The 26,271-nt window shown below is 48.5% G+C and carries 25 protein-coding genes; 17 read left to right on the forward strand and 8 right to left on the reverse strand.

The features are described from left to right. The coding region (locus tag ACTL32_RS02180; RefSeq protein WP_441339950.1) for a hypothetical protein at nucleotides 1-204 on the reverse strand (204 nt) is incomplete at its 3' end. 11 nt (nucleotides 205-215) lie between these two features. After that, entirely contained in the window at nucleotides 216-1,505 is a 1,290-nt protein-coding gene (locus tag ACTL32_RS02185) for a helix-turn-helix domain-containing protein (RefSeq protein ID WP_441339951.1), read from the reverse strand. 350 nt (nucleotides 1,506-1,855) lie between these two features. On the opposite strand from ACTL32_RS02185, the gene nhaC reads away from it, so the two are divergent. The 4 genes from nhaC (at nucleotide 1,856) to ACTL32_RS02205 (ending at nucleotide 6,325) form a co-directional block, all read left to right on the forward strand. Beyond that, nucleotides 1,856-3,283, forward strand: coding sequence for a Na+/H+ antiporter NhaC (gene nhaC / locus ACTL32_RS02190; RefSeq protein WP_441339952.1), 1,428 nt, complete (start codon nucleotides 1,856-1,858; stop codon nucleotides 3,281-3,283). A gap of 61 nt (nucleotides 3,284-3,344) precedes the next feature. Next, a complete protein-coding gene (locus ACTL32_RS02195) occupies nucleotides 3,345-3,935 on the forward strand; it encodes a general stress protein (RefSeq protein WP_441339953.1) in 591 nt (196 codons plus the stop codon). Nucleotides 3,936-4,057: 122 nt separating this feature from the next. Beyond that, on the forward strand, nucleotides 4,058-5,368 hold the full coding sequence (locus tag ACTL32_RS02200) for an NAD-dependent malic enzyme (RefSeq protein WP_441339954.1): 1,311 nt from the start codon (nucleotides 4,058-4,060) through the stop codon (nucleotides 5,366-5,368). A gap of 144 nt (nucleotides 5,369-5,512) precedes the next feature. Then, nucleotides 5,513-6,325 carry a general stress protein gene (locus ACTL32_RS02205; protein WP_441339955.1) on the forward strand — a complete coding sequence of 271 codons (813 nt, stop codon included), beginning with the start codon at nucleotides 5,513-5,515 and terminating at the stop codon, nucleotides 6,323-6,325. A 51-nt stretch (nucleotides 6,326-6,376) separates the two neighbouring features. Here the strand turns inward: ACTL32_RS02205 and ACTL32_RS02210 are convergent, their stop codons facing one another. Then, nucleotides 6,377-6,661 carry a hypothetical protein gene (locus ACTL32_RS02210; RefSeq protein WP_441339956.1) on the reverse strand — a complete coding sequence of 95 codons (285 nt, stop codon included), beginning with the start codon at nucleotides 6,659-6,661 and terminating at the stop codon, nucleotides 6,377-6,379. Between the two features lie 109 nt (nucleotides 6,662-6,770). Here ACTL32_RS02210 and ACTL32_RS02215 point away from each other — a divergent pair, with 109 nt between their 5' ends. After that, nucleotides 6,771-7,334, forward strand: a complete 564-nt coding sequence (locus ACTL32_RS02215; protein ID WP_441339957.1) for an NAD-dependent epimerase/dehydratase family protein — start codon at nucleotides 6,771-6,773, stop codon at nucleotides 7,332-7,334. A gap of 69 nt (nucleotides 7,335-7,403) precedes the next feature. Beyond that, the gene (locus ACTL32_RS02220; protein WP_441339958.1) at nucleotides 7,404-7,733 is read left to right on the forward strand and encodes a hypothetical protein; all 330 of its coding nucleotides are present in this window, start codon (nucleotides 7,404-7,406) and stop codon (nucleotides 7,731-7,733) included. 34 nt (nucleotides 7,734-7,767) lie between these two features. Here the strand turns inward: ACTL32_RS02220 and ACTL32_RS02225 are convergent, their stop codons facing one another. Both ACTL32_RS02225 and secA2 read right to left on the reverse strand, forming a co-directional pair. Continuing rightward, complete coding sequence (locus ACTL32_RS02225; RefSeq protein WP_441339959.1) at nucleotides 7,768-8,664, reverse strand: accessory Sec system S-layer assembly protein; 897 nt, start codon at nucleotides 8,662-8,664, stop codon at nucleotides 7,768-7,770. Beyond that, complete coding sequence (secA2, locus tag ACTL32_RS02230) at nucleotides 8,661-11,018, reverse strand: accessory Sec system translocase SecA2 (protein WP_441339960.1); 2,358 nt, start codon at nucleotides 11,016-11,018, stop codon at nucleotides 8,661-8,663. Before secA2 ends, ACTL32_RS02225 begins: the two co-directional genes overlap by 4 nt. A gap of 380 nt (nucleotides 11,019-11,398) precedes the next feature. On the opposite strand from secA2, the gene ACTL32_RS02235 reads away from it, so the two are divergent. Continuing rightward, nucleotides 11,399-12,475 carry a glycosyltransferase family 4 protein gene (locus ACTL32_RS02235; protein ID WP_204890749.1) on the forward strand — a complete coding sequence of 359 codons (1,077 nt, stop codon included), beginning with the start codon at nucleotides 11,399-11,401 and terminating at the stop codon, nucleotides 12,473-12,475. Between the two features lie 87 nt (nucleotides 12,476-12,562). On the opposite strand, the gene ACTL32_RS02240 is transcribed toward ACTL32_RS02235, so the two are convergent. Beyond that, entirely contained in the window at nucleotides 12,563-13,609 is a 1,047-nt protein-coding gene (locus tag ACTL32_RS02240; protein ID WP_441339961.1) for an LCP family protein, read from the reverse strand. A 160-nt stretch (nucleotides 13,610-13,769) separates the two neighbouring features. Further along, complete coding sequence (locus ACTL32_RS02245) at nucleotides 13,770-14,405, reverse strand: YigZ family protein (RefSeq protein ID WP_441339962.1); 636 nt, start codon at nucleotides 14,403-14,405, stop codon at nucleotides 13,770-13,772. A 159-nt stretch (nucleotides 14,406-14,564) separates the two neighbouring features. Between ACTL32_RS02245 and ACTL32_RS02250 the strand changes: the two genes are divergently transcribed. The 7 genes from ACTL32_RS02250 to ACTL32_RS02280 all read left to right on the forward strand — a co-directional run bounded on the left by ACTL32_RS02250 (nucleotide 14,565) and on the right by ACTL32_RS02280 (nucleotide 20,481). Next, entirely contained in the window at nucleotides 14,565-15,710 is a 1,146-nt protein-coding gene (locus tag ACTL32_RS02250) for a sensor histidine kinase (protein WP_441339963.1), read from the forward strand. A 26-nt stretch (nucleotides 15,711-15,736) separates the two neighbouring features. After that, nucleotides 15,737-16,411, forward strand: a complete 675-nt coding sequence (locus ACTL32_RS02255; protein ID WP_204890745.1) for a response regulator — start codon at nucleotides 15,737-15,739, stop codon at nucleotides 16,409-16,411. A gap of 116 nt (nucleotides 16,412-16,527) precedes the next feature. Further along, nucleotides 16,528-17,088: a YybH family protein gene (locus ACTL32_RS02260; protein WP_441339964.1), complete on the forward strand. Its 561-nt coding sequence runs from the start codon at nucleotides 16,528-16,530 to the stop codon at nucleotides 17,086-17,088. Nucleotides 17,089-17,271: 183 nt separating this feature from the next. Then, the gene (locus ACTL32_RS02265) at nucleotides 17,272-18,108 is read left to right on the forward strand and encodes a DegV family protein (protein ID WP_441339965.1); all 837 of its coding nucleotides are present in this window, start codon (nucleotides 17,272-17,274) and stop codon (nucleotides 18,106-18,108) included. A gap of 38 nt (nucleotides 18,109-18,146) precedes the next feature. Further along, nucleotides 18,147-19,475: a DEAD/DEAH box helicase gene (locus tag ACTL32_RS02270; RefSeq protein ID WP_441339966.1), complete on the forward strand. Its 1,329-nt coding sequence runs from the start codon at nucleotides 18,147-18,149 to the stop codon at nucleotides 19,473-19,475. Beyond that, nucleotides 19,472-20,131, forward strand: a complete 660-nt coding sequence (locus ACTL32_RS02275; RefSeq protein ID WP_441339967.1) for a ComF family protein — start codon at nucleotides 19,472-19,474, stop codon at nucleotides 20,129-20,131. Before ACTL32_RS02270 ends, ACTL32_RS02275 begins: the two co-directional genes overlap by 4 nt. A gap of 11 nt (nucleotides 20,132-20,142) precedes the next feature. Beyond that, nucleotides 20,143-20,481, forward strand: a complete 339-nt coding sequence (locus ACTL32_RS02280; protein ID WP_441339968.1) for a PilZ domain-containing protein — start codon at nucleotides 20,143-20,145, stop codon at nucleotides 20,479-20,481. A gap of 115 nt (nucleotides 20,482-20,596) precedes the next feature. Here the strand turns inward: ACTL32_RS02280 and ACTL32_RS02285 are convergent, their stop codons facing one another. Further along, nucleotides 20,597-21,301, reverse strand: a complete 705-nt coding sequence (locus ACTL32_RS02285; protein ID WP_441339969.1) for an SDR family NAD(P)-dependent oxidoreductase — start codon at nucleotides 21,299-21,301, stop codon at nucleotides 20,597-20,599. A gap of 128 nt (nucleotides 21,302-21,429) precedes the next feature. Between ACTL32_RS02285 and hpf the strand changes: the two genes are divergently transcribed. From hpf to prfB, 3 genes are all read left to right on the forward strand, one after another. After that, nucleotides 21,430-21,996, forward strand: coding sequence for a ribosome hibernation-promoting factor, HPF/YfiA family (gene hpf / locus ACTL32_RS02290; protein ID WP_204890739.1), 567 nt, complete (start codon nucleotides 21,430-21,432; stop codon nucleotides 21,994-21,996). 392 nt (nucleotides 21,997-22,388) lie between these two features. Continuing rightward, entirely contained in the window at nucleotides 22,389-24,908 is a 2,520-nt protein-coding gene (gene secA / locus ACTL32_RS02295) for a preprotein translocase subunit SecA (RefSeq protein ID WP_441339970.1), read from the forward strand. Nucleotides 24,909-24,971: 63 nt separating this feature from the next. Further along, nucleotides 24,972-26,073, forward strand: a protein-coding gene (prfB, locus tag ACTL32_RS02300) for a peptide chain release factor 2 (RefSeq protein WP_441339971.1) whose coding sequence is annotated in 2 segments (ribosomal slippage) — nucleotides 24,972-25,043 and nucleotides 25,045-26,073 — 1,101 coding nt in all. Because the reading frame shifts where the segments join, the coding sequence is not laid out codon by codon here. The last annotated feature ends 198 nt before the right edge of the window (nucleotides 26,074-26,271 follow it).

Genomic DNA, 26,271 nt, shown 5'->3' on the forward strand with positions numbered 1-26,271 from the left:
CCACGGCTCAGGAATGCGCTCGATAGCAACTTCCTGTCTTACAGACCAAGGTTCAGGAATACGCTCGATAGCAACTTCTGATCTTACTGACCAAGGTTCCGGAATGCGCTCGATAGCAACTTCTTTTTCTTGACCACTGTAGACTGCTGATAAACTTGTAAGCACTAAAACTGTCGTTAACACAAACCCGGCTGTCTTCTTCATTTTCTCACTCCTCATGTAATTCTTACTAATTTTTTAAAAGCTTCTTGAGATTTGTTCAACATAAAAGCAGACTTTTCGAAAAGTCTCTGTTTATAGTATACATTACCCATCACACTATAAAAATATCCCAATTCATAAAAGTTTTTGTAATTTTCAAGACATGATATTAAATGATTGATAAAAATTTCTTCGAATTCTTTAAAATTTTCTTCAATAAGATAATTTAGAGCAAGTACTTCTAAATATCCAATTTTAAAAACTTCACTAGTAGGAGAATAAAGGTTTAAATTTTTACTTTCAATTAACTCTTTTCCTTTAGTTGCCCATGCCTTTGCTTCATTCAGATTACCTTTTTCTATATTTGATGTAATAAGAATTGCATAACTTAAAAGTAAGTCAGCTGTATACTCTTTTGGCAAATATTCTAATGCAGCTTCCATATGATAGATAGCTAATTCAAATTCTTGATTTAAAAAATACGAATAACCGACATTATATTCCGTTGTAAATCTCAATATATCAATTTCAAGTTTTTTGCCAATAGTCAGTGCGTTTTTATAATGTTCTAAAGAAGTTTTGAAATTTCCTAATCTATGGTGCGTGACTCCCATATTCATATGGCATTCCACAATTCTCTTCGGAATAAATTCCTGCTGATAAGTTTTCAGTGCCAAATCAGTGTATTTATATGCCAAATCCGTATCCCAGCATTGTGAAGCTGAGATGCCGATTGAGTAATACAAATCTCCTTTTTCAGAAGCCGGGACAGTACTCGGTGCAATCTTTTCAGCCATCAAATATGTTTTCAGCGCTTTCTCGAAATCATTCAGGATGTAATGATAATTGCCGTTGTATTTATGGAATAAGTAAAATTGCTCCTGATCCATGAATTCCTTGAAGCGTTCCATATCTTTCAGCTTTTCTTCCGCACTGTCCAAATCGCCGGTCACGATGAAATAGCGGATCTGCTGGATACGGTATTCGAGTTCGATGTCTTCATCAACACTGAGAAGCGGATGATCTTGGATATCGGAATACTGTTCCATGATTTTCCCTTTGTTCTGGGGATGGAGCAGCGCAGTCTTAAAATTTTTGACCAGGACTTTGCCTACTGGGTTGTCCTTCGGTGCAAGTGAGATTTCAAGCTTCTTGCAAAGGGCCTCCAGTTCTTTAAGTGCCGGTTCCTTCATGCCTGACTCGATTTTCTTTAATTCCCTTGGAGAGAGAATGCCAGACGCTGCATCTTCTAAACTGATTTTCTTTTTTATCCGGTGGTATTTGAGGCGTAAGCCAGTGTCCATTGATTCTCTCCTTTCCATATGCATGGGCAGAACTTCGAGCATCCACGTAGGAGAGTTCCTTTCCAATTTAGTCGACGGTTCTGAAGAATGAAAAGTTGGTAAATTATTGAGTACTATAATATCCGCCTCCATAAATATAATGAACTCCATAAAGCTTTGTATACATATGATATCATCAATTTTCGAAATTAACTGCCTTTTTAAGACCTATTTTAATTTCTGAAATAAAAGGTAAATTATACCTACAAGGGAAATTATTATAATGTAATTAAGATTATTAAAAGAAGGAATTAAGATTTTTTTGCGGAATATACTAGATGATCAAATCCGCAAAGAAAAGAGGGGGAAAGATGGAAAGAAAAATTACATTCGGCTGGGCAATCGTACCGTTGCTCGTCATGATCGGCATCATGCTCGTCACCATTGTTTACTTAAAGCAGGGGCCGCATATCCCGCTGCTGGTCGGTACGGTGGCTGCCGGACTTGTGGCGTGGCGTTTCGGCTTTAAATGGAAGGAAATCGAAGAAGGCATGTATAAAGGAATCCGGCTCGCTTTGCCGGCTGTCATCATTATCATATTAATCGGCCTGATCATCGGTTCCTGGATTGGCGGCGGAATTGTCGCCACACTTATTTTATACGGGTTGGAAATCTTGACTCCGGCATTTTTCCTTGTGTCGATTGCCATAATTTGTGCAATCGTCTCGCTGGCAATCGGGAGTTCTTGGTCCACGATGGGAACGGTCGGCGTTGCCGGAATGGGGATCGGACTGAGCATGGGGATACCTGCGCCGATGGTGGCAGGGGCGATCATTTCTGGATCTTATTTCGGAGATAAGATGTCGCCGCTGTCGGATACGACCAATCTTGCGGCCGGCTTGACGAATACAGACCTTTTCGTCCATATCAAGCATATGTGGTATACAACAATCCCTGGTTTTGTCATTGCGCTGGCCGTCTATTGGTACCTGGGCCGTAATTTTTCCGCGGACGGGACGAACACTTCAGATATCGCCCAAACCGCCAGCGTCTTGCGGGAAAGTTTTGTCATCTCGCCGCTTCTGTTGTTGATTCCGCTGATTGTTTTCGTGATGGTGGCCCGCAGAGTCCCGGCCATTCCGGCATTGATCGTTGGGGTGCTTCTTGGTTTCCTGGCCCAAATCTTCATCCAGGGTTCCAGCGTAACAGATGCGGTCGGGGCGCTTCAAGGGGGCTTTGTCATCGACAGCGGCAACGAACTGGTGGACGAATTGTTCAACCGCGGCGGCTTGGATTCAATGATGTACACTGTCTCGATGATTCTGGTGGCCATGTCGTTTGGTGGCATCCTGGAGCATACGGGCATGCTGCAGGCCATGATGGACAAAATCTTGAAGATTGCAAAGACCGGCGGGGGAGTGGTGGCAGCGACAGTCATGTCGGCAACCGCAACGAATGCGGCGTGCGCCGAGCAATACGTATCGATTGTTGTGCCTTCCCGCATGTTCGCGCAATCCTATAAAAACAAGCACCTGAAATCGAAAAACCTTTCCCGGGCGTTGGAAGACGGCGGAACGCTGACATCGGTGTTTTTTGCCTGGAACACATGCGGCGTCTTTATTTTCGGAACGTTGGGCGTCAGTGCATTTGAGTATGCCGCTTTTGCAGTATTCAATTATGCCGTGCCGATCATTTCCATCATTTTTGCCTACACGGGCTTCACAATCGAGAAAATGTCGGACGAAGAGATTGCTGAACTGAAATTGGAAAAAGAGGAAGAGCCAGCCGCTCAAGTTTAGGGTTTCCCCCGTTAAGGGTAAAGAGAGGAAAACTACTTAATTCTTAATGGAGGTTTTCTATATGAGCTCGACTATCCACGTGTTAGCAGTACTTTATTCTGAACAGGATTTACTAAAAAAAATCGAGAGCCTGAAACAGCAGGGCTATAGCGAAGAGGATCTGCACCTGATGGCAGAAAAGGACGACCATTTCGAACGGGTGGAGCAGCGCACCCACTTGGAAGTGGAGGAAGCGGGCAGCATTTCCCAGAAGTTCAAAGGCATATTCGGCAAAGGCGGCGTGAAAGCGCTGGACCTTTCCGATGATGATAAAAAACGCTACGCAGAAGATCTGGAAAAAGGCGGAGTCCTGATCTATGTAGACCAGAGCCGCGAGAATATCAGTGAAGTGATGCAACGGACGCATTTGAAAGATCGGGAAGGAAATCCGATCGATCCGGAAGCCAGCGATTTCGTTAAAGGGGTCGACAACAGGTTCGATGAGCAGGAAGACCGTTTCGAGCGGGGTGAAAGTTTCCAGAACGACCCGATCTTGATGCACGACGAGCATCATGTTTCTTTCACAACCCAAAAGAAACCGGAAGTGGAGAAAGCGAAAGGCGCCATGACAGAATCCGAACGCCACTCGAAAAGCGACCGCAAATACAAATGATTCCAAGCCTTCACCCCAAAACGGGTGAAGGTTTTTTAGCGCTTAAAGGTCGGAATGCCTTTGTTTTGGAGACTCAATCGTAGTAATATAGAAAGATACTTTTCAAGGAGGGTGAACGAAAAATGGCAGAAAGACAAATAATGCGGACCCTGATTGTCGAAACTCCGGCAGGTCCGGGCAATTTTGCAAAAGTGGCAACTGCCATCGGCAATGCGATGGGAGACATCGGGGATATCAAAACGATTAAAATAACGACGTTATCTACGGTAAGGGATATTTCAGTGTATTGTGGAAGCGAACAGATCCTGGAGGATGTGGTTGAAGCCGTCCGCTCGATTGGGGAAGGAATCCTCGTCCACGCCGTGAGCGATGAAGTGCTGAAAGCCCATGAAGGCGGAAAGATACATATGCAAAGCAAGATCGACGTCCGGTCGCTGGCTGATCTCCGGAAAGTCTATACGCCCGGAGTGGCGGAAGTGTGTACGGCTATTCAAAAAGATCCGGAGAAAGCTCGTTATTTTACAAGCATCGGCAACACCGTCGCCATCGTGACTGACGGAACTGCAATTTTAGGTCTCGGCAATATCGGGCCGGTTGCCGGAATGCCGGTCATGGAAGGCAAAGCTGTACTCTTTGACCAGTTTGTCGGCATCAGCGGCGTCCCAATCCTGCTCGATACCAGCGATGTCGACGAAGTTGTCAATACCGTGAAGCACATCCATCAGGGCTATGGAGCAATTTTGCTGGAGGACATCGGATCGCCGCATTGCTTTGAAATCGAAGAGCGGTTGAAAGCGGAGCTTCCGATACCGGTCATGCATGACGACCAGCACGGAACGGCAGTTGTTACGCTGGCGGCAGTCCTGTCGGCATGCCGGGCCGCAGGCGTCGAACCCGAAAACGCGGTTATTGGCCAGGTGGGCCTTGGGGCAGCCGGCTTGGCGATTTGCAGAATGCTGATGGCGTATGGAGTCGGCGAAGTCTACGGGCTCGACCGCAATGAAGAAGCAAAAGAACGCCTCCGTTCATATGATGGAAAAACTTTGGACACTCTTGAGGAATTGATGCAAACTTGCGACATCGTCATCGCTACAACGGGCGTGCCGGGATTGATCAAACCCGAAATGGTCCGCCAAGGGCAGATCATCTTGGCGTTGTCGAATCCACATCCTGAAATCAAACCCGAGGACGCACTCGAAGCAGGCGCGGCTTATGCTGCGGATGGACGAATGATCAATAACGTCCTTGGCTTCCCAGGAATCTTCCGGGGCGCTTTGGATGCTGGAGCAAAAACGATTACTTATCCGATGCTTATCGCAGCAGCTGAAGCGATCGTCTACCATACGAAGCCAGGCGACCTCGTTCCGCATCCGCTTGACCCGCAAGTGCATATGGTTGTAGCGAAAGCGGTGGAAAATGCAGTCAGTAAATAGAACAGGAAAAACCAATCTGTCAGGGGAACAAGTTCTTGTCCAACGAGGCCATTCGGTGGCTTTTTGATTGGCGGATGTTTCAGCTGTCCGGGCTAAAGGGTAGTTAGGTATTAATAACATATCCAAATCAGGAGGCTGAAATCAATGGAATCAAGAAACCGGGAATTCACGATGGCTTACAGCCAGGAAGAAATGCATAGACGTGTTGAAGAATTGAAGAACATGGGCTATCGGGAAAATGACATCCACGTGCTGGTCCATGATGATGCAGTACTTGGTGCAACTACCGACCTTAACGGAATCCATACGCATGAAACCGGATCCACAGGCAGCAAGTTCAAATCTTTCTTCACCGGAAGGGATACAGTCCGGGAAGAACTGAAAAGACTGGATTTGGAAGAACGCCAGATTGACACGTATCAGGATGATTTGGAAAATGGAGCCATCCTATTATATACGGAGGGAGCAGCGCCGTCTGGAAACCGGAACTATACGGATTCAACAATCCGGCATGCTTCGAATCCAGCGAACTTGGGTTCTGAAGAGATCTACACTTCAGAAACGACGCGGGAAGAGCAAAATGGCCAGTCGGCTTATGGCAACAATCCGAAGGACTCGCGAGTAAAAGGCGAAAACATCCATCCGACGACCGGAGGCCAAACGATGGATGAAACAGCTCCGGAAGAAAAGTTGATGGAGCATGAACCGGGGTTAGGCGAAAACACCGGCGGCGACGTGATTGATGGAGACGACGGAGTGCGCCGCAGACAGGACGACCAATCACCAGGCATCGATCCGAATCTCGGGCCGGCTCCATTTGGCCGAGATTCTGAAGAAGAGCATCTGTTGAACGATCATGACCAGGACGGCGGCTCACGCCATCGGTCTGACAGAGGCCCTTATGATGAAGATAGAGACAAACGCCCAGGCACACCGCCAACGCCGAAACTGTTTTAAACTTTTATCCAAAACAAAAATCCAGCCTACGGGCTGGATTTTTTTTGTAAGTTATCCTCTAAGAGAAAGGAGTGTATTCTGAGCAATATCCGATACGCTGCTGCACAAATCTTCTTCAGCAAGGCGCTTCAAGGTCATTAGCGGTGTATTGGGATTGGCAGCGACCCCTTTTCGCACGTCCGCATGCTGGTCCATGGACAGATCAATCAGCAGGCCTTCGCAGCAAATCGCTTTCGCCAACTCTGCGCGTTGCTCGCTTTCCATTTTCAGAACAGCGGCTTCATCCCATGGCGTCCATTCAGTCAAATCGGCATAAAACTGGAAGTTGCCAGTCATGTTTATTTGCACCCCTAAATAGAATATAATGATGGTAAGCTTTAGGAACAGTATAGCTCATTGTCGAAAAAATGCAATAAATCTGCTGTAAATGAAAAGGGGTTACGAAATGGACTTGCTCATTATAGGCGGAACTTCATTTGTCGGTCGTCATATCGTGCGAAAAGCAGTTGAAAAAGGGCATAATGTCACATTGTTTAATCGCGGAAAAAGCAATCCCAGCCTGTTTCCGGAGTTGCCATGCATTACGGGAGACCGGAGAAGGGATGCGCAGAAATTAGCCGGACGGATATGGGATGCAGCAATCGATACCAATGCCTATTCACCTGCGGATCTGATTCCGGTATTGGAGCATCTTCAAACCGGCCATTTCACCTTTATTTCCACCATTTCAGTCTACAACGATTTCAAGCAAGGACCGGCCAGCGAAAGTTCCTTTGTCTTCCTGCAGGAAATCAAAGGCGATAAAGTAACTGGTGAAACATATGGGCCGTTGAAAGCCATGTGTGAGCGGCTGGTTAGAGAACGCATGGGTGAGGAAGCGCTCATTATCCGGCCAGGCATTGTTGTGGGGCCCTTTGATCCGACTGACCGCTTCACTTATTGGGCAAAGAGATTGGCAGAGCCGCGCGACATTCTGGTACCGGGGAGCAAGGACAGGAGAGTCCAGTAGATCGATGCACGGGACCCGGCAGAATTCATTGTCAGCCAGGCTGAAAGAAAAGCAGGTGGCACCTTCAACTTGGCTGCGGATGCGATCCAAATGGATGAATTTGTCGAATCGGTCAGCACCGAAGAGTGTGGAAAGCTCCATTGGAGGGATGATGCCTTTCTCGAAAAGCAGCACATCGAGCCGTTTAATATCCCGTTTTGGATTCCGGTTTCAGCAGACTATCCTCAAGGGTTCTTTACTGTAGACAATGCAAAAGCGAAGTCGGCAGGGCTCACTGCCAAGAGTGCAAAGAAATCAGCGGAAGCTGTGAGGGAGTGGCTGGCTGCCGAAGGGATGAAAACACTGAAGACCGGACTGGATGAATCTCTTGAGAAAGAGCTGATCCGCCAAGACAAATAAAAGCTCAGCCGCTTCATACGCGGCTGAGCTTTTATTATTTCGCGAAGCGGGCAGTCCAACGGGACATGTCCGGATTCTCGATCAAAATCAGTTTTTGGGGGAAAATGAACGTCCATGGCCGTGTGGTATTGGCTTTCACCGTGAACCCTTCCAATTTGAAAGATCCTTTGCTGACCAATTGGCCGTTGGCGTCCAGCACCTCCAACGGAGCCTGTTCAAGGTTGATGTGCCGGGTATGGCCATTCCGGATAAAGACGGAAACCGCCAAATCTCCGTTTTCCGTAAATTTGGATTGGAAGCCGACGATGTTCACTTCCCGCGGCTTTAATGCCGGCAAGGATTTGACTGCATTTTCGAGTGCCGCTTTTTGTTCTGGAGCCAGTGCCTGTTCCCATGATTCATCTAAGTCCAGGGAATGGGGAACCAGCGACTGGACATTGAATGCCAATGACCATTCCATTGCGGAAGGATCTTCTGCTTTGATGTTTTCTTTGTGGAATTTGAAAATCCAGGGCCGGTCCGACTGCGGCGGCAGGGAACCGAGAAGCGATAAATCGAATTCCTGCGCGGCAACCGGTTTTTTGTCGGCATCCAATAGCAGGAGCTCCGCTTTCCCTAATGTAATCGGGCGATCCAAAGAAGAACGGAGGAATGCCTGTACATGCCAATCACCTGTGCTGGCTTCCTTCTCGATCCCGATGCCGGCCAATGACAATTGGTTCGGTTTCAGCGGCTGCAGATCATTTGAAAGGAATTTCAGAACATATTCCTGCTCTTTAGCAAGATTCCATTCGGGCGATATGGAAAGGGAAGTGGCAACTTCAGCTGTGCCATCCGCTTCTGCCGGAGAATCGCCGACCAATTCGGTGGAGTCAATGACCGAATCATGGCCGGTTTTTGCATCTTTTTTAAACAATGAAAATATGCTCATTGGTCTTCCTCCTTTTCAAGCATGTGTAAGAATCCGAGAAGTTCACTGGAAATGGAATAACGCAAGCCTTGGAAGTTTCCGGCGAACAATTCGAGCCCTTCACGCTGGTATATTCTCATCGGATCTTCCTGCTGGTATGAACGGAGCCCGATGCCTTCTTTCAAGTGGGACATCGTTTCGAGATGCTTGACCCACATCTGGTCGATATAGGACTTCATTACGGCCGGTATGGTCGCATCCACCCGTTTGTTGTCGGCGAAAGCCTCGATGAGCTGGTTCGCTTTCTCCAAAGCAGGTGCGACCGCTTCATCGATTTTTTTCCGTTTACTGGCATTTTGCGGAAGCTCGACCGGCTGTTTCAAAAGTTTTTCCAATTCGGCCTGAAGTTTTTGCAGATGAACCGGTTCATAGTCCCCATCTTCGGGTAAAGTATCAGAAATAAGGAAATCAGCCGCGTCTGCAACCATCATCTTAAGCAAATCAAAATGTTCGTTGCCTTCTAGGACGCGGTTGCGGAGGTCGTAAATGATCTTCCGTTGGTCATTGATGACATCGTCAAGCTTCAAATTGTATTCCCGCATAGAGAAATGCGAGCCTTCCACAATCCGTTGTGTCCGTTCCGTCAATTCGTGAACGTCTTTGTTCAGGATCTCGCCTTCTTCTGAAAGGGAAATCTTCTTTTCGAATTTCTCGACATCTTCTTTTGCGAAACGCTTGAACATGTCATCTTCGAGCGAAATGATGAATTGGGTGGAACCAGGATCTCCCTGGCGCCCTGACCGGCCTCTCAGCTGGTTGTCGATGCGCCGGCTCTCATGTTTCTCGGTACCGATCACATGCAAACCGCCGATGGACTGGACGCCTTCGCCGAGGACGATATCAGTACCTCTGCCCGCCATATTGGTGGCAACTGTAATTTGATTCAGCTGGCCGGCTTGTGAAATGAGCGCAACTTCCTGTTCGACGCTCTTCGCGTTCAATAACTGGAACTCCAGGTTCTCTGCTGCCAAGTATTCGGCAACTGCTTCCGATTGCAGAATGGAAGTGGTTCCCACCAGGACCGGCTGCCCTTTTTCATGGTGTTTAGCGACTTCTCTTGCCACTTCTTTATATTTTTGTTCCGCTGTGCGGAATACGCGGTCCGGCAAATCGATCCGTGCACGCGGATTGTTCGTCGGCACTTGTACGACGTCCATGCCGTAGACTTCGTTGAACTCCTTCTCCTGTGTTTTAGCGGTTCCGGTCATGCCGGAGAGGGAAGGGTACATCCGGAAATAGTTTTGGATCGTAATCTGGGCTTGTGCTTTATTTTCTTCCGTGACCGGAACATTTTCTTTCGCTTCGATTGCCTGGTGAAGGCCGTCGGAGAGCGTACGCCCATCCATCGGGCGGCCGGTGAACATGTCCACAAGCATAACCTTATTGTCTTTGACGATATAGTCGACATCCCGCTTGAACATGACATGTGCGCGGACTGCCATGATGACGTAATGGTAAAGCGTCTGGTGCTCCAATTCGTAGAGGTTGTCGACGCCGAACGCTTTTTCCACTTTCTCGATGCCGGCATCCGTCAATGAAGTCGCTTTGGTTTCATCGTCGTAATCGTAATCGATTCCATCCTTGAATCGTGCAGCAAGAAGTGAACTGATCCGGTGCAATTCGGCGCTGGCTTTGGTTTTGCCGGCCACGATCAGTGGCGTCTTCGCTTCATCGATCAGCACGCTGTCGACTTCATCGATGATGGCGTAATGATATGGGCGCTGAACTTTTTCGCGGTTGGACTGAGCCATATTGTCCCGCAGGTAGTCGAATCCGAATTCTGTGCCGACGCCATATGTAATGTCCGCTTGGTAGGCTTTCGCTTTTTCCACTGTGTTCATCGTCGGCAGGTTCAGGCCGACAGACAAACCAAGGAAGCGGTGGATTTGCCCGATCTGGTCATAGTCGCGCTGGGCAAGATAATCATTGACAGTGATAATGTGGACGCCTTTTCCTTCAAGCGCCCGGGTATAGGCGGGGAGGGAAGCGACAAGCGTTTTCCCTTCGCCTGTCGGCATTTCGGCGATGTTCCCTTCGGCAAGCACCAGGCCGCCGATCAGCTGGACATCAAAATGGCGCATGTTCAACACGCGTTTTGATGCTTCGCGCACGACTGCAAAGGCGTGGGGAATCAGGGTATTGATTTTTGCACCGGCTTCGAGCTGGTGGCGGAAATCCAAGGTCATATCCTGCAGTTCCTGGTCGCTCATTGCTTGGTAGCGGGACTCCAGGCTGTTGATTTCTTTTACGATTTTATGGTATTTCTTCAATTGTCTTGTATTGGGTTTAGCAGAACGCTTAAATAACGTCACCATTTATAATAATCTCCTTTTTTGTAGATCAAGAAAGTATAGGTTTTCAGCTCTTGGTTTTATCTCCATACTCCAGCACTAAGCCCCTCGAGCCACGGTCTGCTTTAGCTGTCATGGTGAAAAGAGCCATGTCTGCCAAACCTTTTAGCGCTAGTCGGGTTTGGACAGGCGCATCCACTTTTCATAATTCCTAAGCTCTTTGAATATTTTAACAAACTTTTGCTCCGAACTCCACAGTGCATAGGGAAACCTTTTTGAAGCAATGGCGTCAAAATGAAATAACAAAGGTTACAATCTGTCCTAAAGTCTTTATTTCTGGTAAAAATATGTTATACTGAAGATGGATTTGTATGTAGAATTTAGAAGTTCTGAGGAGGAAAGACATGCTATACCTTACTTTGGTTTTGGCATTCATTGCATCGATAGTTCTGACTCCGTTAGTGAAACGGTTGGCGTTCCGGGTAGGTGCGGTTGACCGTCCCAATTATCGAAAAGTGCACGCGAGAATTATGCCGCGTTTAGGCGGATTAGCTATATTTGGTTCATTTGTGATCGGTTATTTTATCCTGCGTCCGGAAGAATCCATTTCTAATGCAGTGGAACCGGCGTTTATCCCGATTTCGACAGCGATCCTGATCGGCGCTTTGCTGATCACGATCACCGGTGTCCTGGATGATATGTATGAAATCACCGCAAAAGCGAAATTGCTCGGCCAGCTGATTGCAGCATCAATCGTTGTGGTCGGCGGCGGCCTGGAAATTTCGTTCATCAACTTGCCGTTCGGCGGAGAGTTGGATTTCGGCTACTTCAGTATTCCATTGACGATCATCTGGATTATCGGCATTACCAATGCGATCAATCTGATCGACGGTTTGGACGGCCTTGCAGCCGGCGTTTCGACGATTGCGCTGACCACGCTTGCCATCATGGCCTATATCATGGGCGATCCGTTCGTCATGGCATTGGCATCAATACTGGCAGCCAGCTCCATCGGCTTTCTCTTCTATAATTTCCATCCAGCGAAGATCTTCATGGGAGACACAGGGGCTTTGTTCCTCGGCTTCATGATTTCCGTTCTGGCATTGATGGGCTTCAAGAACGTCACGGTAGTGGCATTGATTATCCCAATCATCATGCTGGGGGTGCCAATCTCGGATACGTTCTTCGCCATTGTGCGGCGCGTCCGGGAGAAACAATCCATTTCAGCAGCTGACAAATCGCATCTTCACCACTGCCTGCTGAATATCGGATTTTCACACCGCCAGACAGTGTTGATCATTTACGGGATCGCCGCTTTGTTCGGCCTGGCAGCTTTGCTGTTCTCGCAGGCGACATTGTGGGGAGGAATCCTGCTGATCGGTGTCATGCTGATTGCCATCGAGCTGTTTGTGGAAGTGGTAGGATTGGCCGGCAAGAACTACCGCCCGCTCATCAACCTAGTGAAACTGATTGGCAAATAAAACAGAAACGTGCCGGAAGCGATCGCTTCCGGCACGTTTTTTTGCGTACCTAAAAAAGGCATAAGAAAAACCGCAGCAACGCTGCGGTCAATATTCATCGTCTTCATGTGTGTGTTCTGCGATATCGGTCTCGCTCGTGTCCGACATGGTCGAAGTATCCGGCTTCAGCCCGAGATGGCTTTGGAGGATGTCCTGGACTTCTCCCAAAGATTCTTCATCAAGCTGCCAATAATAGACGCCGGTGGACATATCGTCATAGCCTTCAAGTGTAAGTGTTTCGACATCCGGTTTGCCGTTCTTCGCATATTCGAAGAATGCCTGCATGTCACGGAATTTCAGGTTTGTTTTCATGTTGTCGCCGATTGCATCGATCACATCGCCATATTTTGAAATGGACGATGCAGACAGAATCTTGTTCATGATGCTTTCGATAATCATCTGCTGGCGTTTGCCGCGCTCAATGTCATTGTCATAATGGCGGGTGCGGGCGAGTGCCAGAGCTTCCCGGCCGTCCAAGGTCTGCAAACCTTCTTCAAGGACAATTGCACCGTGGACATCGTTTTCATCTTTTTCTTCCATGTCATAAGGAACTCTAGCTTCGATGCCATTCAGCGCATCGACCACATCGATAAATGCCTCGAAATCCATGCGGACATAATAATCGACCGGCACTTCAAGCAATTCTTCAACAGTTCCGATGGTCGAACTTGTTCCTTCATAGCCGTAAGCATGCGTAATCTTATCTTCTTCATCCGCATCCGGGATATAAGCGTAGGTATCACGCGGAATGCTCACCAGCTTGATGGTTTTGTCATCGTTGTTCAATGTCGCAAGGACCAGTGCATCGGATCGGGTGGTGTTTTCGCTTTGGTCCCGCTTTTTGCTGTTATCTACACCGACGAATAGGATGGAGACGTTGTCATGCAATGGCTCGACTTGTTCATCGCGGAGATCGGACTTGTCACGGTCTCCAGCAGTTTCAAATGCGTTGTCCGCGGCATTTTCCGCTTTTTTTACTAGGTAGATGCCATAGGCGGAGCCGCAAATGAGCACCGACAAAGCAAGAGTGATGATGACCTTGATCGCTGTCCGTTTCTTGCTGTTCTTGCTTTTGCGATAGATTTTACGGTTCATGGTTAAAACTCCTCTATTAGGAATGGGTTAACCGAGTATTCAATTCGATTGTTCCTATTCTTTCATGGTTGATGGAAAAGCGGGCAGTAGGTATTTGGTGCACAATTCCTTCGATTCTATTTATTATATACTGACTCGAATGATACGTAAATATAAATGATTAGGGCAATTTGAACTCCAGGAATTCCTGCTTAAGGCATGTAATGCCGGCTTGGCCATTAGTCATTTCGTTGATCCATTCAGTAAATTGCTGTTCCAGCTCGACAGGAACGTGTACCAGAACCTCGACTCCGCTTCCATACTGTATATCTTGCAGCGGGTATTCGGACTGGCGGATTTCGTTTTCAACTTTGCCGAGCCATGTGTAATCGATGGAGACGGCCATCAAGCCATGAAGCCTGCGTTCTACAATGCCCGTCGATGCGATCGCTTCGCTAGCGCTCCGGCCGTATGCACGGATCAATCCGCCGCCGCCGAGCTTGATGCCGCCGAAATAACGGGTCACGACTATTACTGTGTCTTTTAACCCCTGTTTTTTCAAAACTTCCAGGATAGGGACGCCGGCAGTGCCGCTCGGTTCGCCATCATCATTTGCTTTTTGAATAATATCATGTTCCCCTATGATATAAGCCGAACAATTATGATTAGCACTGCGGTGCTTGGCTTTAATGGATTCAATAAAATCCATCGCTTCTTTTTCGGTTTGCGCACGTGCCGCATGGCCGATAAAACGGGATTTTTGTATAATAATTTCGCATTCTTTTAATTCGCCGACGGTTTTGTAATTTTCTCGCATTTTAACGCCCCCTGGTGTAAAATATAATCAGATAATTTGTAATGTGTTTTTAATACGGATTTGCTTATAAAGTGATATACTTATATGAGCTGTAACAGGCATAAAGGTGCAAGGATTTTACCTCTATATACAGTTCAGTATAGCTAAGGCGGTTTTAGAATGGCTAAGAAATTCGATGTGAAAGCACTCGACTCCATTTTTAATGAGGTACTGGAAAAAATGGAAAGCTCGAAACAAGAGATTTTCGTCATCAGTGAACAAAGTCGCCAAAGTTATGAAAATATGAAAGATGAACTTGAAGACATTAGGTCCAACATTTCCAGGATCATGAAAGCCGGAGACCTTCTCGAAGAAAAGACCCGCGCAGCGCGGCGCCGGCTGGCAGAGGTGTCCAAGCTTTTTGAAACTTTTTCTGAAACGCAAATTCGGCAGGCTTATGAAAAGGCCAATGAACTTCAGGAACAATTGTCAGCCAACCGCTCTGAAGAAAAGCAGTTCCGCCAAAAGCGGGACAGGCTGCAGCGCCGGCTTCAATCGCTTCTTCAAACCATCGAGCACGCAGAGCATCTCGTCAACCGTTTGAACGTCACGATGAATTACCTCACTTCCGATTTCGAGGAAGTGGAAGAAGCGATCGATACGGACAAGCTAAAGCACGATTATAGCCTGCGCATAATCGAAGCGCAAGAAGAAGAACGGAAACGGCTTTCCCGGGAAATCCATGATGGACCTGCACAGATGATGGCGAATGTCTTGCTTCGTTCAGACTTGATTGAGCGGACCTACCGCGAAAAAGGTCCGGAACTCGCTTTCCAGGAAATTAAATCATTAAAGGAAATGGTGCGCGATGCACTTACCGAAGTAAGAAGGATCATTTATGATCTGCGGCCAATGGCGCTCGACGATCTCGGCTTGGTGCCGACGCTGAAAAAGTATCTTGAAACCACTGAAGACTATAACAAAGGGACGAAGCTGAGTTTCCAATCGAATGGCAGTGAAACCCGGCTCCCGAGCAATTACGAGACAGCAATCTTCAGGCTTGTGCAAGAAGCGATTTCAAATGCCGTCCGGCATGGCAAGGCATCAATGATCGAAGTGAAAGTGGAATGGCTGAAAAACCATGTCACATTGGTCGTTAAGGATAATGGAACCGGTTTTGACCAAAGCATTGTCAAAAGTCAATCGTTCGGGCTATTGGGCATGAAGGAACGCATTGATTTGGTGGACGGTGATTTTTTCATCAATTCATCGCCCGGCAATGGGACAGTATTGATGTTTCAGATTCCATTAAAAACTGAAGGTTAAGATACGGTATTGAGGAGGACAACATAATGACGAAAATTATTATTATCGACGACCATCAATTATTCCGCGAAGGGGTTAAACGTATCCTGGATTTCGAAGATTCATTCGAAGTAGTGGCCGAAGGCGGAGATGGAACGGAAGTTATCAAATTATACGAAGAGTACCAGCCTGACGTGGTGCTGATGGACATCAACATGCCGCAGAAAAATGGCGTGGAGGCGACCGGCGAACTGATTGAAAGATTCCCGGACGCCAAGGTCATTATGCTGTCGATCCATGACGATGAGTCTTATGTGACGCATGCTCTGAAAACAGGCGCACTCGGCTACATGCTGAAAGAAATGGATGCTGAAGCGATCATCCAGGCAATCAAAGTGGTCGCAAAAGGCGGTTCGTACCTGCATCCGAAAGTGACGCGCAATCTGGTGATGGAATTCCGCCGCTTGAGCGAACGCGAGAACAAAGGGTCATTCCACCAGACGGAAATCCGCCGCCCGTACCATCTGCTGACAAAACGTGAAAGCGAAGTGCTTCAGCTTCTGACAGACGGACAAAGCAACCGCGTCATCGGGGAAACATTGTTCATCTCCGAAAAGACGGTCAAGAACCACGTTTCGAGCATTCTCCAAAAAATGCAAGTGAATGACCGTACACAAGCGGTTGTGACAGCCATCAAAAACGGCTGGGTCGAAGTACGATAACGAATGCGGAGCCTGCACTTGCTGCAGGCTTTTTTCTATGGAAGGCATTTGACACAGTTTCTTCATTGTATTTCATGAAATGCTGTGGCAAAATGAACCGCAGGAGGGAAAGCCTGATGAAAAAGATTTGGATTGCAGCGGCCCTTGCCTTGGCATTGGCAGGCTGTTCAAGCACAGAAGAGCCCGAACAGAACAGCAATACAGCTGAAGACGGAAATGCGAGTGCGGGCAATAATGCCATTGAGCACGGCATCGGAGACGAAGAAGTCGGTTTTACCTTGGATGATGAAGGCAACGCACAAGCGGCAGAAGTTCCGGAAGCGGAAAAAGAAGCGCTCCTGGCAGCCTATCAGGAATATATCGAAGCGTTCAATGCAGAAGATTTGGATCGTTACATGGCCGTAATTGCGGAAAAACCGGAAGGGTTTGACCGTGAAGAGGACAAGAAAGCGTTGGCAGATGCCTTTGCAACCTACGATTCCACGTATGAAACAAGCGATGAAACGGTCGTGAAGTACGAAGAAGCCCGGGCAGAAGTTTATGCGCGGATTGATGTCACGATGAAAGACCCGAACTCCGACAAGAGCTCAAGCCAATCCGGCCGGCAAGTAGTGGTATTCGCCAAAGAACAGGGTGACTGGAAAGTCAGCGCTCTTCATTTCATCGGCAACCAATAAAACCGCTGCCGGAACAGCGCAAGGATTTTATAGAATTCAGAGTAACCGGTTTAAGCCATCCACATTTGCGGATGGTTTTTTTTTCGTTCCGGCGGAAAGCTGGCAGTTCAGTGTTTTCCGGAATTTTTCGCTGTTTTGTAAAGAGGAATTGTCTGGTAAACTGGCAAGGGAGGCTGATAGAAAATGAAAACTGCAATTGTAACAGACAGTACGGCATATATACCGGCGGACGTCCGGAAAGCTGCCGGCATCCATATGGTTCCCCTTCAAGTGACGTTCGGCAATGAGTCATTTGCTGAAGAAGAGGAATTGCATGTAGACGATTTTTATAAAAAAGCATTAGAAGAATTCCCGAAAACCTCTCAACCCCCGATTGGCGAATTGGTTAAGCTATATAATGAATTGGCGATGAGCCACAACGAGATTGTGTCCATCCATTTATCGAGCGGGATCAGCGGCACGTTCAATGGATCTGTCCAAGCGAATGAATTGGTCGAAGGGGCGGAAGTCTATTCGTTTGATTCGGAAATTTCGTGTGCGATGCAAGGCTTCTATGTAACGAAAGCTGCTGAAATGGCCGAGGCGGGAGCAGGAGCAGCAGAAATTCTTGAGAAACTTGAGGAAATGAAACATTCCATGCGCGCTTATTTCATGGTGGAAGACCTTAAGCACCTGAGCCGAGGAGGAAGGCTATCGAATGCGAAGGCAATTGTAGGCAGCATGCTCCAGATCAAACCGCTGCTTCATTTTGATGATAAAATCATCGTACCGTTCGAGAAAATCCGTACACGTAAAAGAGCCATGAACCGGATTGCGGATATGCTGAAGGAAGACGCCTCTTCCGGAGCGCCGATCAAGGCGACCGTCATCCATGCGAACCGGAAAGAAGCTGCAGAAGAATGGCTTAGCCAATTAAAAGAACTGTGCCCGGAAGTGGAATTTGATATCTCTTATTTCGGGCCGGTCATCGGAACACATTTAGGGGAAGGGTCAATGGGCTTGGGCTGGGTAAGAAAGTAGCCCGTCCGCCTCTGCCTCTTCCTGAAAGGGAGATGCGAATGACAGATTTGGAAGCGTTCCTATCCGGAAGGATCTGGCTGAGGGAATTCATGCCTTTTCCGAAAGAGCAAGTTGATGAAAGCATCAGCCGCGGTGAAATTACAGTTGTCCAGGGCATCTCTGCCAATCGGACGTGTGCCCGCTGCTTAGAAAGTTCCCCGCAATATATTCATTCGTTTTTATGCGCAAGATGCGAAGGCATCTGCTTTTATTGCCGGCATTGCATCCAAATGGGGCGCATCAGTTCCTGCACGGAACTGATCACCTGGGCGTCTCCATCCCACACTCCTCAAAAATGCCATTCATTTTCCTGGAATGGCCGTTTAACCCCGCTGCAGCTCCGGGCATCCGAAAAGGTATCTGACAGCGTGAAGAACCGGAAATCCCATTTGGTTTATGCCGTCTGTGGAGCCGGAAAAACTGAATTGCTGTTCCGGCCAATCCATGAGGCGCTGCAAATGGGCCAGCGTGTCTGCCTGGCAGCACCGCGGGTCGATGTTGTGCTCGAGTTGGCGCCGCGCCTTCAGGCGGTTTTCCCGGATACGGTCATCCATACCCTATACGGAAGCGCGCCGGCCGAAACCGGAATGGCGTCGGTCGTTATCGCGACAACCCACCAACTATACCGTTTCCAAAAAGCGTTCGATCTGATGATCGTCGATGAAGCCGATGCATTCCCTTATTCTTTTGACGCTGCTCTGGAGCGGGCTGTGCTGAAAGCGAAGACACCGGAAGCGCCGGTTGTCTACGTATCGGCAACGCCGTCTCCAAAATTGTTGAAAGAGGTGCCGGACCGCTCAGAAATTTTCGAGCGCTACCACGGGCACCCCTTGCCGGTTCCTGTATTTTCTTCGTTATGGCGCTATAGGCAGTCCCTAAAGAAAAAGCGGATTCCTGTGAAACTCGCCAAATGGGTGAAACAGAAAATCGGGCGGGGAGAACCTTTTCTGGTGTTTATGCCGAACCTCGAAATGATTGACAGCGCTATCGGCTTCTTCAAGGAGCTGGATCCCCGGATTGAAGCCGTCCATTCACGAGATCCGTTGCGGAAAGAGAAAGTGATGGGCTTGAGGAACGGGCAATGCGCTGGTTTGTTGACGTCTACGATCTTAGAGCGCGGCATCACTATCCCGAACCTTCAGGTAGCGGTTGTCGGAGCGGAGGATGGCGTATTCGAGGCTTCTGCACTGATTCAAATCGCCGGGCGGGCCGGGCGATCGGCGGACCATCCGGCGGGGGACGTCACTTTCTTCCATGACGGCATCACCCGTGAAATGGACAAAGCCAAAAATATGATTTCCTATTATAATAGGAGGAAACGCAATTGATCTGTTTATTATGCGGCAATGAATCCCATGTTCTGCCTTCCTGGAGGAGCCTGTTCTGCAATGATATTGAAGAGACGGTGTGCAAAAACTGCAAAGGCCGCTTCGAGAAAACGGGGCCTGGCTGCCGGAAATGCGGTCTGCCGGGGAATGAAGAATGCCGGGATTGTCTGAAATGGGAGACGACACGCTTCAGCGGCATTGTCCATTCCGGCCGGAGCCTTTACGTGTACAATGAAGCCATGAAGGCATTTTTGCACCAATACAAATTTTTGCAGGACGCAGCTCTCTCGACTGTCTTCGCTGCTGACTTGAACAGTGCACTGAAAAAGGAAAAGGCAATCATCGTGCCGATTCCGATGAAGCGGGAGAATCTGGAGGAGCGGACTTTCGCGCAGGTTGACCTAGCACTGGAAGCTGCGCAGCTGCCTTATGTCCACCTGCTCCGCAAAACCGGGGGCGTACAGGGGAAAAAGAACAGGGCGGAACGCATGGCTGCAGAAAATCTGTTTGCCTGGAATAGCACAGCAGTGCCGAAGCGGATCATTCTGTTCGATGATCTTTATACGACCGGCACGACCATGCACCATGCGGCAAAAGTGCTTAAAGAAGCAGGCGCGGAAGAAATCCAGCTATTTTCCATGATCCGCGCATATTGAGGAGGGATGAGATGTTTTCAGGTCGGATTGAAAATTACCGCCATAGTTTCGGCAAGCCGCCTGAAGTTGTTTTGATGCCGTCAGGAAATGAGAGTGAAGCCGTATACGGGCTCTTGCTGGATATCTCGCTTCAGGGCACAAAAGTTTTCAGTGAAGCGGAATTGGACGGGGGACAGGGAGGTTTCGCTCTGAAGTTCCAAGTCCATCAAGAACTCATCCGGACCGAAGCAAGGCTTGTCTGGAAAGCGCCTCATGCGTATGGGTGGACATACGGCTTCAGCTTCAGGAAAGACCCTGTCCGTGAAATGCTCCTTGCTAAGGAATTAGCTTCCATGAAAGAACTTTCGTAGGTTAGCGGAAGAAACCAGCGGAATAGGCAAGGTTGTTTTACGCAAAACTATTAGTAGTAATTGAACAGCGCATATAATAAAAGCCTGCCGGAAGCGGCAGGCTTTTTGGCCTTTCTCAATGTTCATAGATCATTTTGTGTGTCATGCCGCCGTCGATTTTGATGCATTCGCCGGTAATGAAGGAATTTCTCGGATCGGTTAGGAACAAACAGGCCCGGGCGATATCGTCGCCTTTGCCGACGCGGCCGCTCCAATGCTGCTCATGGTCTATTTTGCGGAGTTCCTCGCTGCCTGTATGGATCCAGCCGGGCGCAATGGCGTTGACGCGGATGCCGCGTTCACTCAATGTTGCAGCCAATGAATGGGTGAGGGCATAAATGCCGCCTTTGGAAGCTGAATATGTTTCGGTATTGGGTTCTGACATGAACGCCCGCGTTGATGCCATATTGACAATCGACCGGATGTCTTCGGTCATATACCGGGCAGCTTCACGGCTGCAGATGAAGACGCTTTTCAAATTGGTATCGAGCACGCGGTCCCATTCCTGCTCATCCACCTCCCAGATGGATTTGAATTCCGAAATGCCGGCGTTGTTGATCAGGGCATGGATGGCGCCGTGATCCTGGGAAATGGAAGAAAAAACCCGCTCAACCTCTTTGAAGTCCGAGACATCGCACTGCCGGTACTCCACCCCTTCGATATCGATCCTTTCGATATCGAGGCCGATAACATGCGCTTTTTCTGCGCTGAACAATTCGGCAATGCTTTTTCCGATGCCGTTGGCGGCACCGGTTACAACGATAACTTTGTTTTCTAGCATAATTTTCATCTCCTTGATAATTTGTTTACCTGAATTTCATAGGGGCCAAACTTTTCGTGTTTTAAGCAGGATTGTAAAGGGAACATATAGAAATGTATAGGTGTAAGTTAATAGAAGGAGGAGTTAATATGCTACAATTTAACATTAGAGGCGACAACTTTGAAGTAACTCCAGCAATCCGAGAACATATTGAAAAGAAAGTTGAAAAGATCGAACGTTATTTTCCCGAAGGCACCAATGCAACTGTAATGGTGAACCTGAAAACCATTAACAATAGCCAGACTAAAGCGGAAGTTACTGTTCCGATGAAAAACCTAGTACTGCGCGGGGAAGAGCGCCATGAAGATTTATATGCGGCAATTGACTTGATCGTTGCTAAACTAGAACGGCAAATCCGAAAATATAAAACACGCGTCAACCGCAAATTCCGTGACCGTGAAAGCATGAGTACCGCTTTTGCGGCCGAAAGCCCTGCAAGCTCCCAGAACTACGCGGACGAAGAGGAAGAGGATTTGACAATCGTGCGCACGAAGCAATTCGACTTGAAGCCGATGGACGAAGAGGAAGCAGTTCTTCAGATGAACATGCTGGGGCATAACTTCTTCGTATTCACTGACGCCGAGTCTAATGGAACGAATATCGTCTACAAACGAAAAGACGGGACTTACGGTTTGATTGAAACCGCCCAAGAATAAAGGAAAAGCCTCTCCTAGCGAGAGGCTTTTTTAATTTAAAGGACTGAACTAGACAGGCGGACAGACCGCATTTGAAAAAATGCCGAAGGAGCAGCGCATTTTCATGATTCAAAGCGATGCGCTGCAATCATCTGGCCATTCTAAAAACAGTTTTTATGCCGGTTCTTTAATTCGGCTAATGGATATGAGAGGCATTTAGAGGCTTTCTTGTTTATTTGCACGCCGCTGTAAGCAGTGTTAAAATAAGTCATGAGTTTTTTTGTCATGGATGACATGGAATAAAGCACCGATGACTTGAACAGAAGATGACGGCAAGAAGTTAAACATACTAGCAAAAGCGTTCAGGCCTCCTACTCAGGAAAAGCCGGGCACTATACAGGGAGCGGTTATAAATGCTTGGAGTATTGAACAAAGTATTCGATCCGAACAAACGGGATTTAAAACGACTTGAAAAGACAGCTGATACTGTAGAAGCGCTTGCTTCGGAATATGCAGCTTTATCAGATGATGCACTGAAAGCCAGAACGGAACAGTTTATCGAGCGCCATCAAAAAGGCGAATCGCTGGATGATTTATTGCCGGAAGCATTTGCCACGGTCCGCGAAGCATCAAAGCGGGTTCTTGGAATGTATCCGTTCCGCGTACAGATCATGGGTGCCGCATCGCTTCATGGCGGGAACATTTCCGAAATGAAGACCGGTGAAGGGAAAACCTTGACTTCGACCATGGCGGTCTATTTGAATGCGATTTCCAAAAAAGGCGTGCATGTAGTAACAGTCAACGAATACTTGGCAAGCCGGGATGCCACAGAAATGGGGCAGCTGTACGAATGGCTCGGATTGACGGTCGGGCTTAACTTGAACAGCCTGACGAAAGAAGAGAAACGCGCGGCCTATGCGGCTGACATCACATACAGCACGAACAACGAACTGGGCTTCGATTATCTGCGTGACAATATGGTCCTTTATAAAGAAGATATGGTTCAGCGACCGTTGAACTTCGCTGTAATTGATGAAGTTGACTCCATCTTGATCGATGAAGCTCGGACGCCGTTGATCATTTCGGGACAAGCAGCGAAAGCAGCCCAGCTTTATGTCCAAGCGAATGCATTCGCGCGCCTTTTGATGAAAGAGAAGGATTACACGTTCGATGAATCGACCAAAGGCGTCGTCCTGACGGAGGAAGGCATCGAGAAAGTGGAGAAAGCCTTCAACATCGAGAACCTTTTCGATATGAAGCATGTCCGCTTGAACCATGCCGTCAACCAGGCATTGAAAGCGCAAGTGACGATGAACAAGGACGTGGATTACGTTGTCCAGGACGGCGAAGTGGTCATTGTCGACCAGTTCACCGGTCGCCTCATGAAAGGCCGCCGTTATTCGGACGGGCTTCACCAGGCGATTGAAGCGAAAGAAGGCCTGGAAGTACAGAATGAATCGATGACCATGGCGACGATCACATTCCAGAACTTTTTCCGGATGTATGCGAAATTGTCCGGGATGACCGGTACTGCTAAAACCGAAGAAGAAGAATTCCGCAATATCTACAACATGAACGTTATTGCAATTCCGACGAACAAACCGATCATCCGGGATGACCGGGTCGATTTGATCTATGCAACCATTGCAGGCAAGTATAAAGCGGTAGCTGAAGATATTGCAGAACGCCATAAGAACGGGCAGCCGGTCCTAGTCGGTACGGTCGCCATTGAAACTTCGGAGATCATTTCTGCTTATTTGACGAAGCAAGGCATCAAGCATTCGGTATTGAATGCCAAAAACCATGCTTCTGAAGCGGAAATCATTTTGAATGCCGGCCAGAAGGGCGCAGTCACCATTGCGACCAACATGGCAGGGCGGGGGACAGACATCAAGCTCGGCGAAGGGGTAGTCGAAGCAGGCGGCCTCGCGGTGCTCGGGACAGAGCGCCACGAATCCCGCCGTATTGATAACCAGCTGCGCGGACGTTCCGGGCGCCAGGGAGATCCTGGGGTTACTCAATTCTACCTTTCGTTGGAAGATGAATTGATGCGCCGCTTTGGATCGGATTCGATGCGTGCCATGATGGGCAAACTCGGCATGGACGATTCCCAGCCGCTGCAGTCCAAAATGGTGACGCGGTCAGTGGAATCAGCGCAGAAACGCGTTGAGGGGAACAACTTCGATGCGCGTAAGCGCCTCCTGCAATATGACGATGTCCTCCGCCAGCAGCGTGAAGTAATCTACAAAGAGCGGATGGAAGTTCTTGAGACTGGCAATATGCGGGCTTTGGTCGAGAAAATGATCGACAGCTCCATCGAGCGGATGGTCTATGCACATACTTCCGGAGACAAGCCGGAAGAGTGGAACCTGAAAGCGATGGCTGATATCATTGCGGCGAATCTCTTGCCTGAACATACGATTTCAGTGGAAGACCTTCAAGGCAAAGACCAGGAGCAATTGATCGATTTCATCAGAACAGCTGTAATAGCCCGTTATGATGAAAAAGAACAAGAATTGACGCCGGACCGCATGCGCGAGTTCGAGAAAGTTGTGCTTCTGCGTTCAATCGATACAAAATGGATCGACCATATTGATGCGATGGACCAATTGCGCCAAGGAATTCATTTGCGTGCATACGCACAAAACGACCCGCTCCGCGAATATCAGCAAGAAGGTTTTGCGATGTTCGAGGAGATGATCCAGGCGATTGAGGAAGATGTTGCGAAATACGCGATGAAAGCGGAAATCCGCAGCAACCTTGAGCGCGAGGAAGTGGCGAAAGGCCAGGCGGTCAATCCGAAGGAAGACGGACCGGCTCCTAAAAAGAAAAAAGAGCCGATCCGCAATGACGTGGAAATCGGACGCAATGACCCTTGCCCTTGCGGCAGCGGCAAAAAGTATAAAAATTGCCACGGCATCCAAACTGCATAAGAAACAGGAAACGGCCGAAGAGCATCCGCTCTTCGGTGTTATTTTGAGGAGGAACATATGATGATGGAATTAGCTAACATCCGCAACGAGCTCGACAAGACAGCCAGTAAATTGGCCGACTTTAGGGGGTCTCTTTGACTTAGAGAACAAAGAGGCACGGATTCAGGAACTTGATGAAATGATGCTCGACCCGAATTTCTGGAATGACCAGGATTCAGCGCAAGTCGTGATCTCGGAAGCGAACGGGTTGAAAGAAATCGTCAACACGTATCACGGTTTTATGGAAACCCAGGAAAATCTGGAGATGACCCTCGAGCTGCTGCGGGAAGAAGCGGATGAAGAACTCTACGAAGAAATCACCACAGAGCTGAAAAAGTTCACTTCGGAACTGAGCGATTACGAATTGACGATGCTGTTGAGTGAACCGTATGACAAAAACAATGCCATTCTTGAGCTGCATCCGGGAGCGGGCGGCACCGAATCGCAGGACTGGTGTTCGATGCTGCTGCGGATGTATACCCGCTGGGCGGAAAAGCGCGGCTTCAAAGTGGAGACGCTGGACTACCTTGCAGGCGATGAAGCAGGCGTGAAATCCGTCACGCTCGGCATCAAAGGCCATAACGCTTATGGGTATCTGAAAGCGGAAAAAGGCGTCCACCGCCTTGTCCGCATATCGCCGTTCGATTCATCAGGGCGCCGCCATACTTCGTTTGTTTCTTGCGAAGTCATGCCGGAGTTCACAGGTGAAATCGAAATCGATATCCGTACGGAAGATTTGAAAATCGACACTTACCGGGCGAGCGGCGCCGGCGGCCAGCACATCAACACGACCGACTCGGCCGTCCGGATCACCCACCTTCCGACTGGTGCAGTCGTGACGTGCCAACAGGAACGTTCACAGATCAAGAACCGTGAAAAAGCGATGCAAATGCTGAAAGCGAAATTGTATGCATTGAAGATCGAAGAACAGGAAGCGCAGCTTTTGGAAATCCGCGGTGAGCAAAAAGAAATCGGATGGGGAAGCCAAATCCGCTCTTATGTTTTCCACCCATATTCAATGGTCAAGGATCACCGGACGAATTACGAAACCGGAAATCTACAAGCGGTCATGGACGGCGACATTGATGGTTTCATCAACTCGCTGCTTCGTTCGAAAATGCAGTAAGAAAAGCGGAAGCGGCTGGAAAGCCCCGACAAGCGCTGGAGGGTTTGCCGCAGACGGCGATTTGTGCCGTTTGTGGCGAAACCGAAGCGACCTCGAGGGGCTAGCCGCTGCAGCTGGACAATAAGAAAAGCGGAAGCGGCTGGAAAGCCCCGACAAGCGCTGGAGGGTTTGCCGCAGACGGCGATTTGTGCCGTTTGT

This window comes from Planococcus sp. FY231025 (genome assembly GCF_052078085.1).
GTDB lineage: Bacteria > Bacillota > Bacilli > Bacillales_A > Planococcaceae > Planococcus.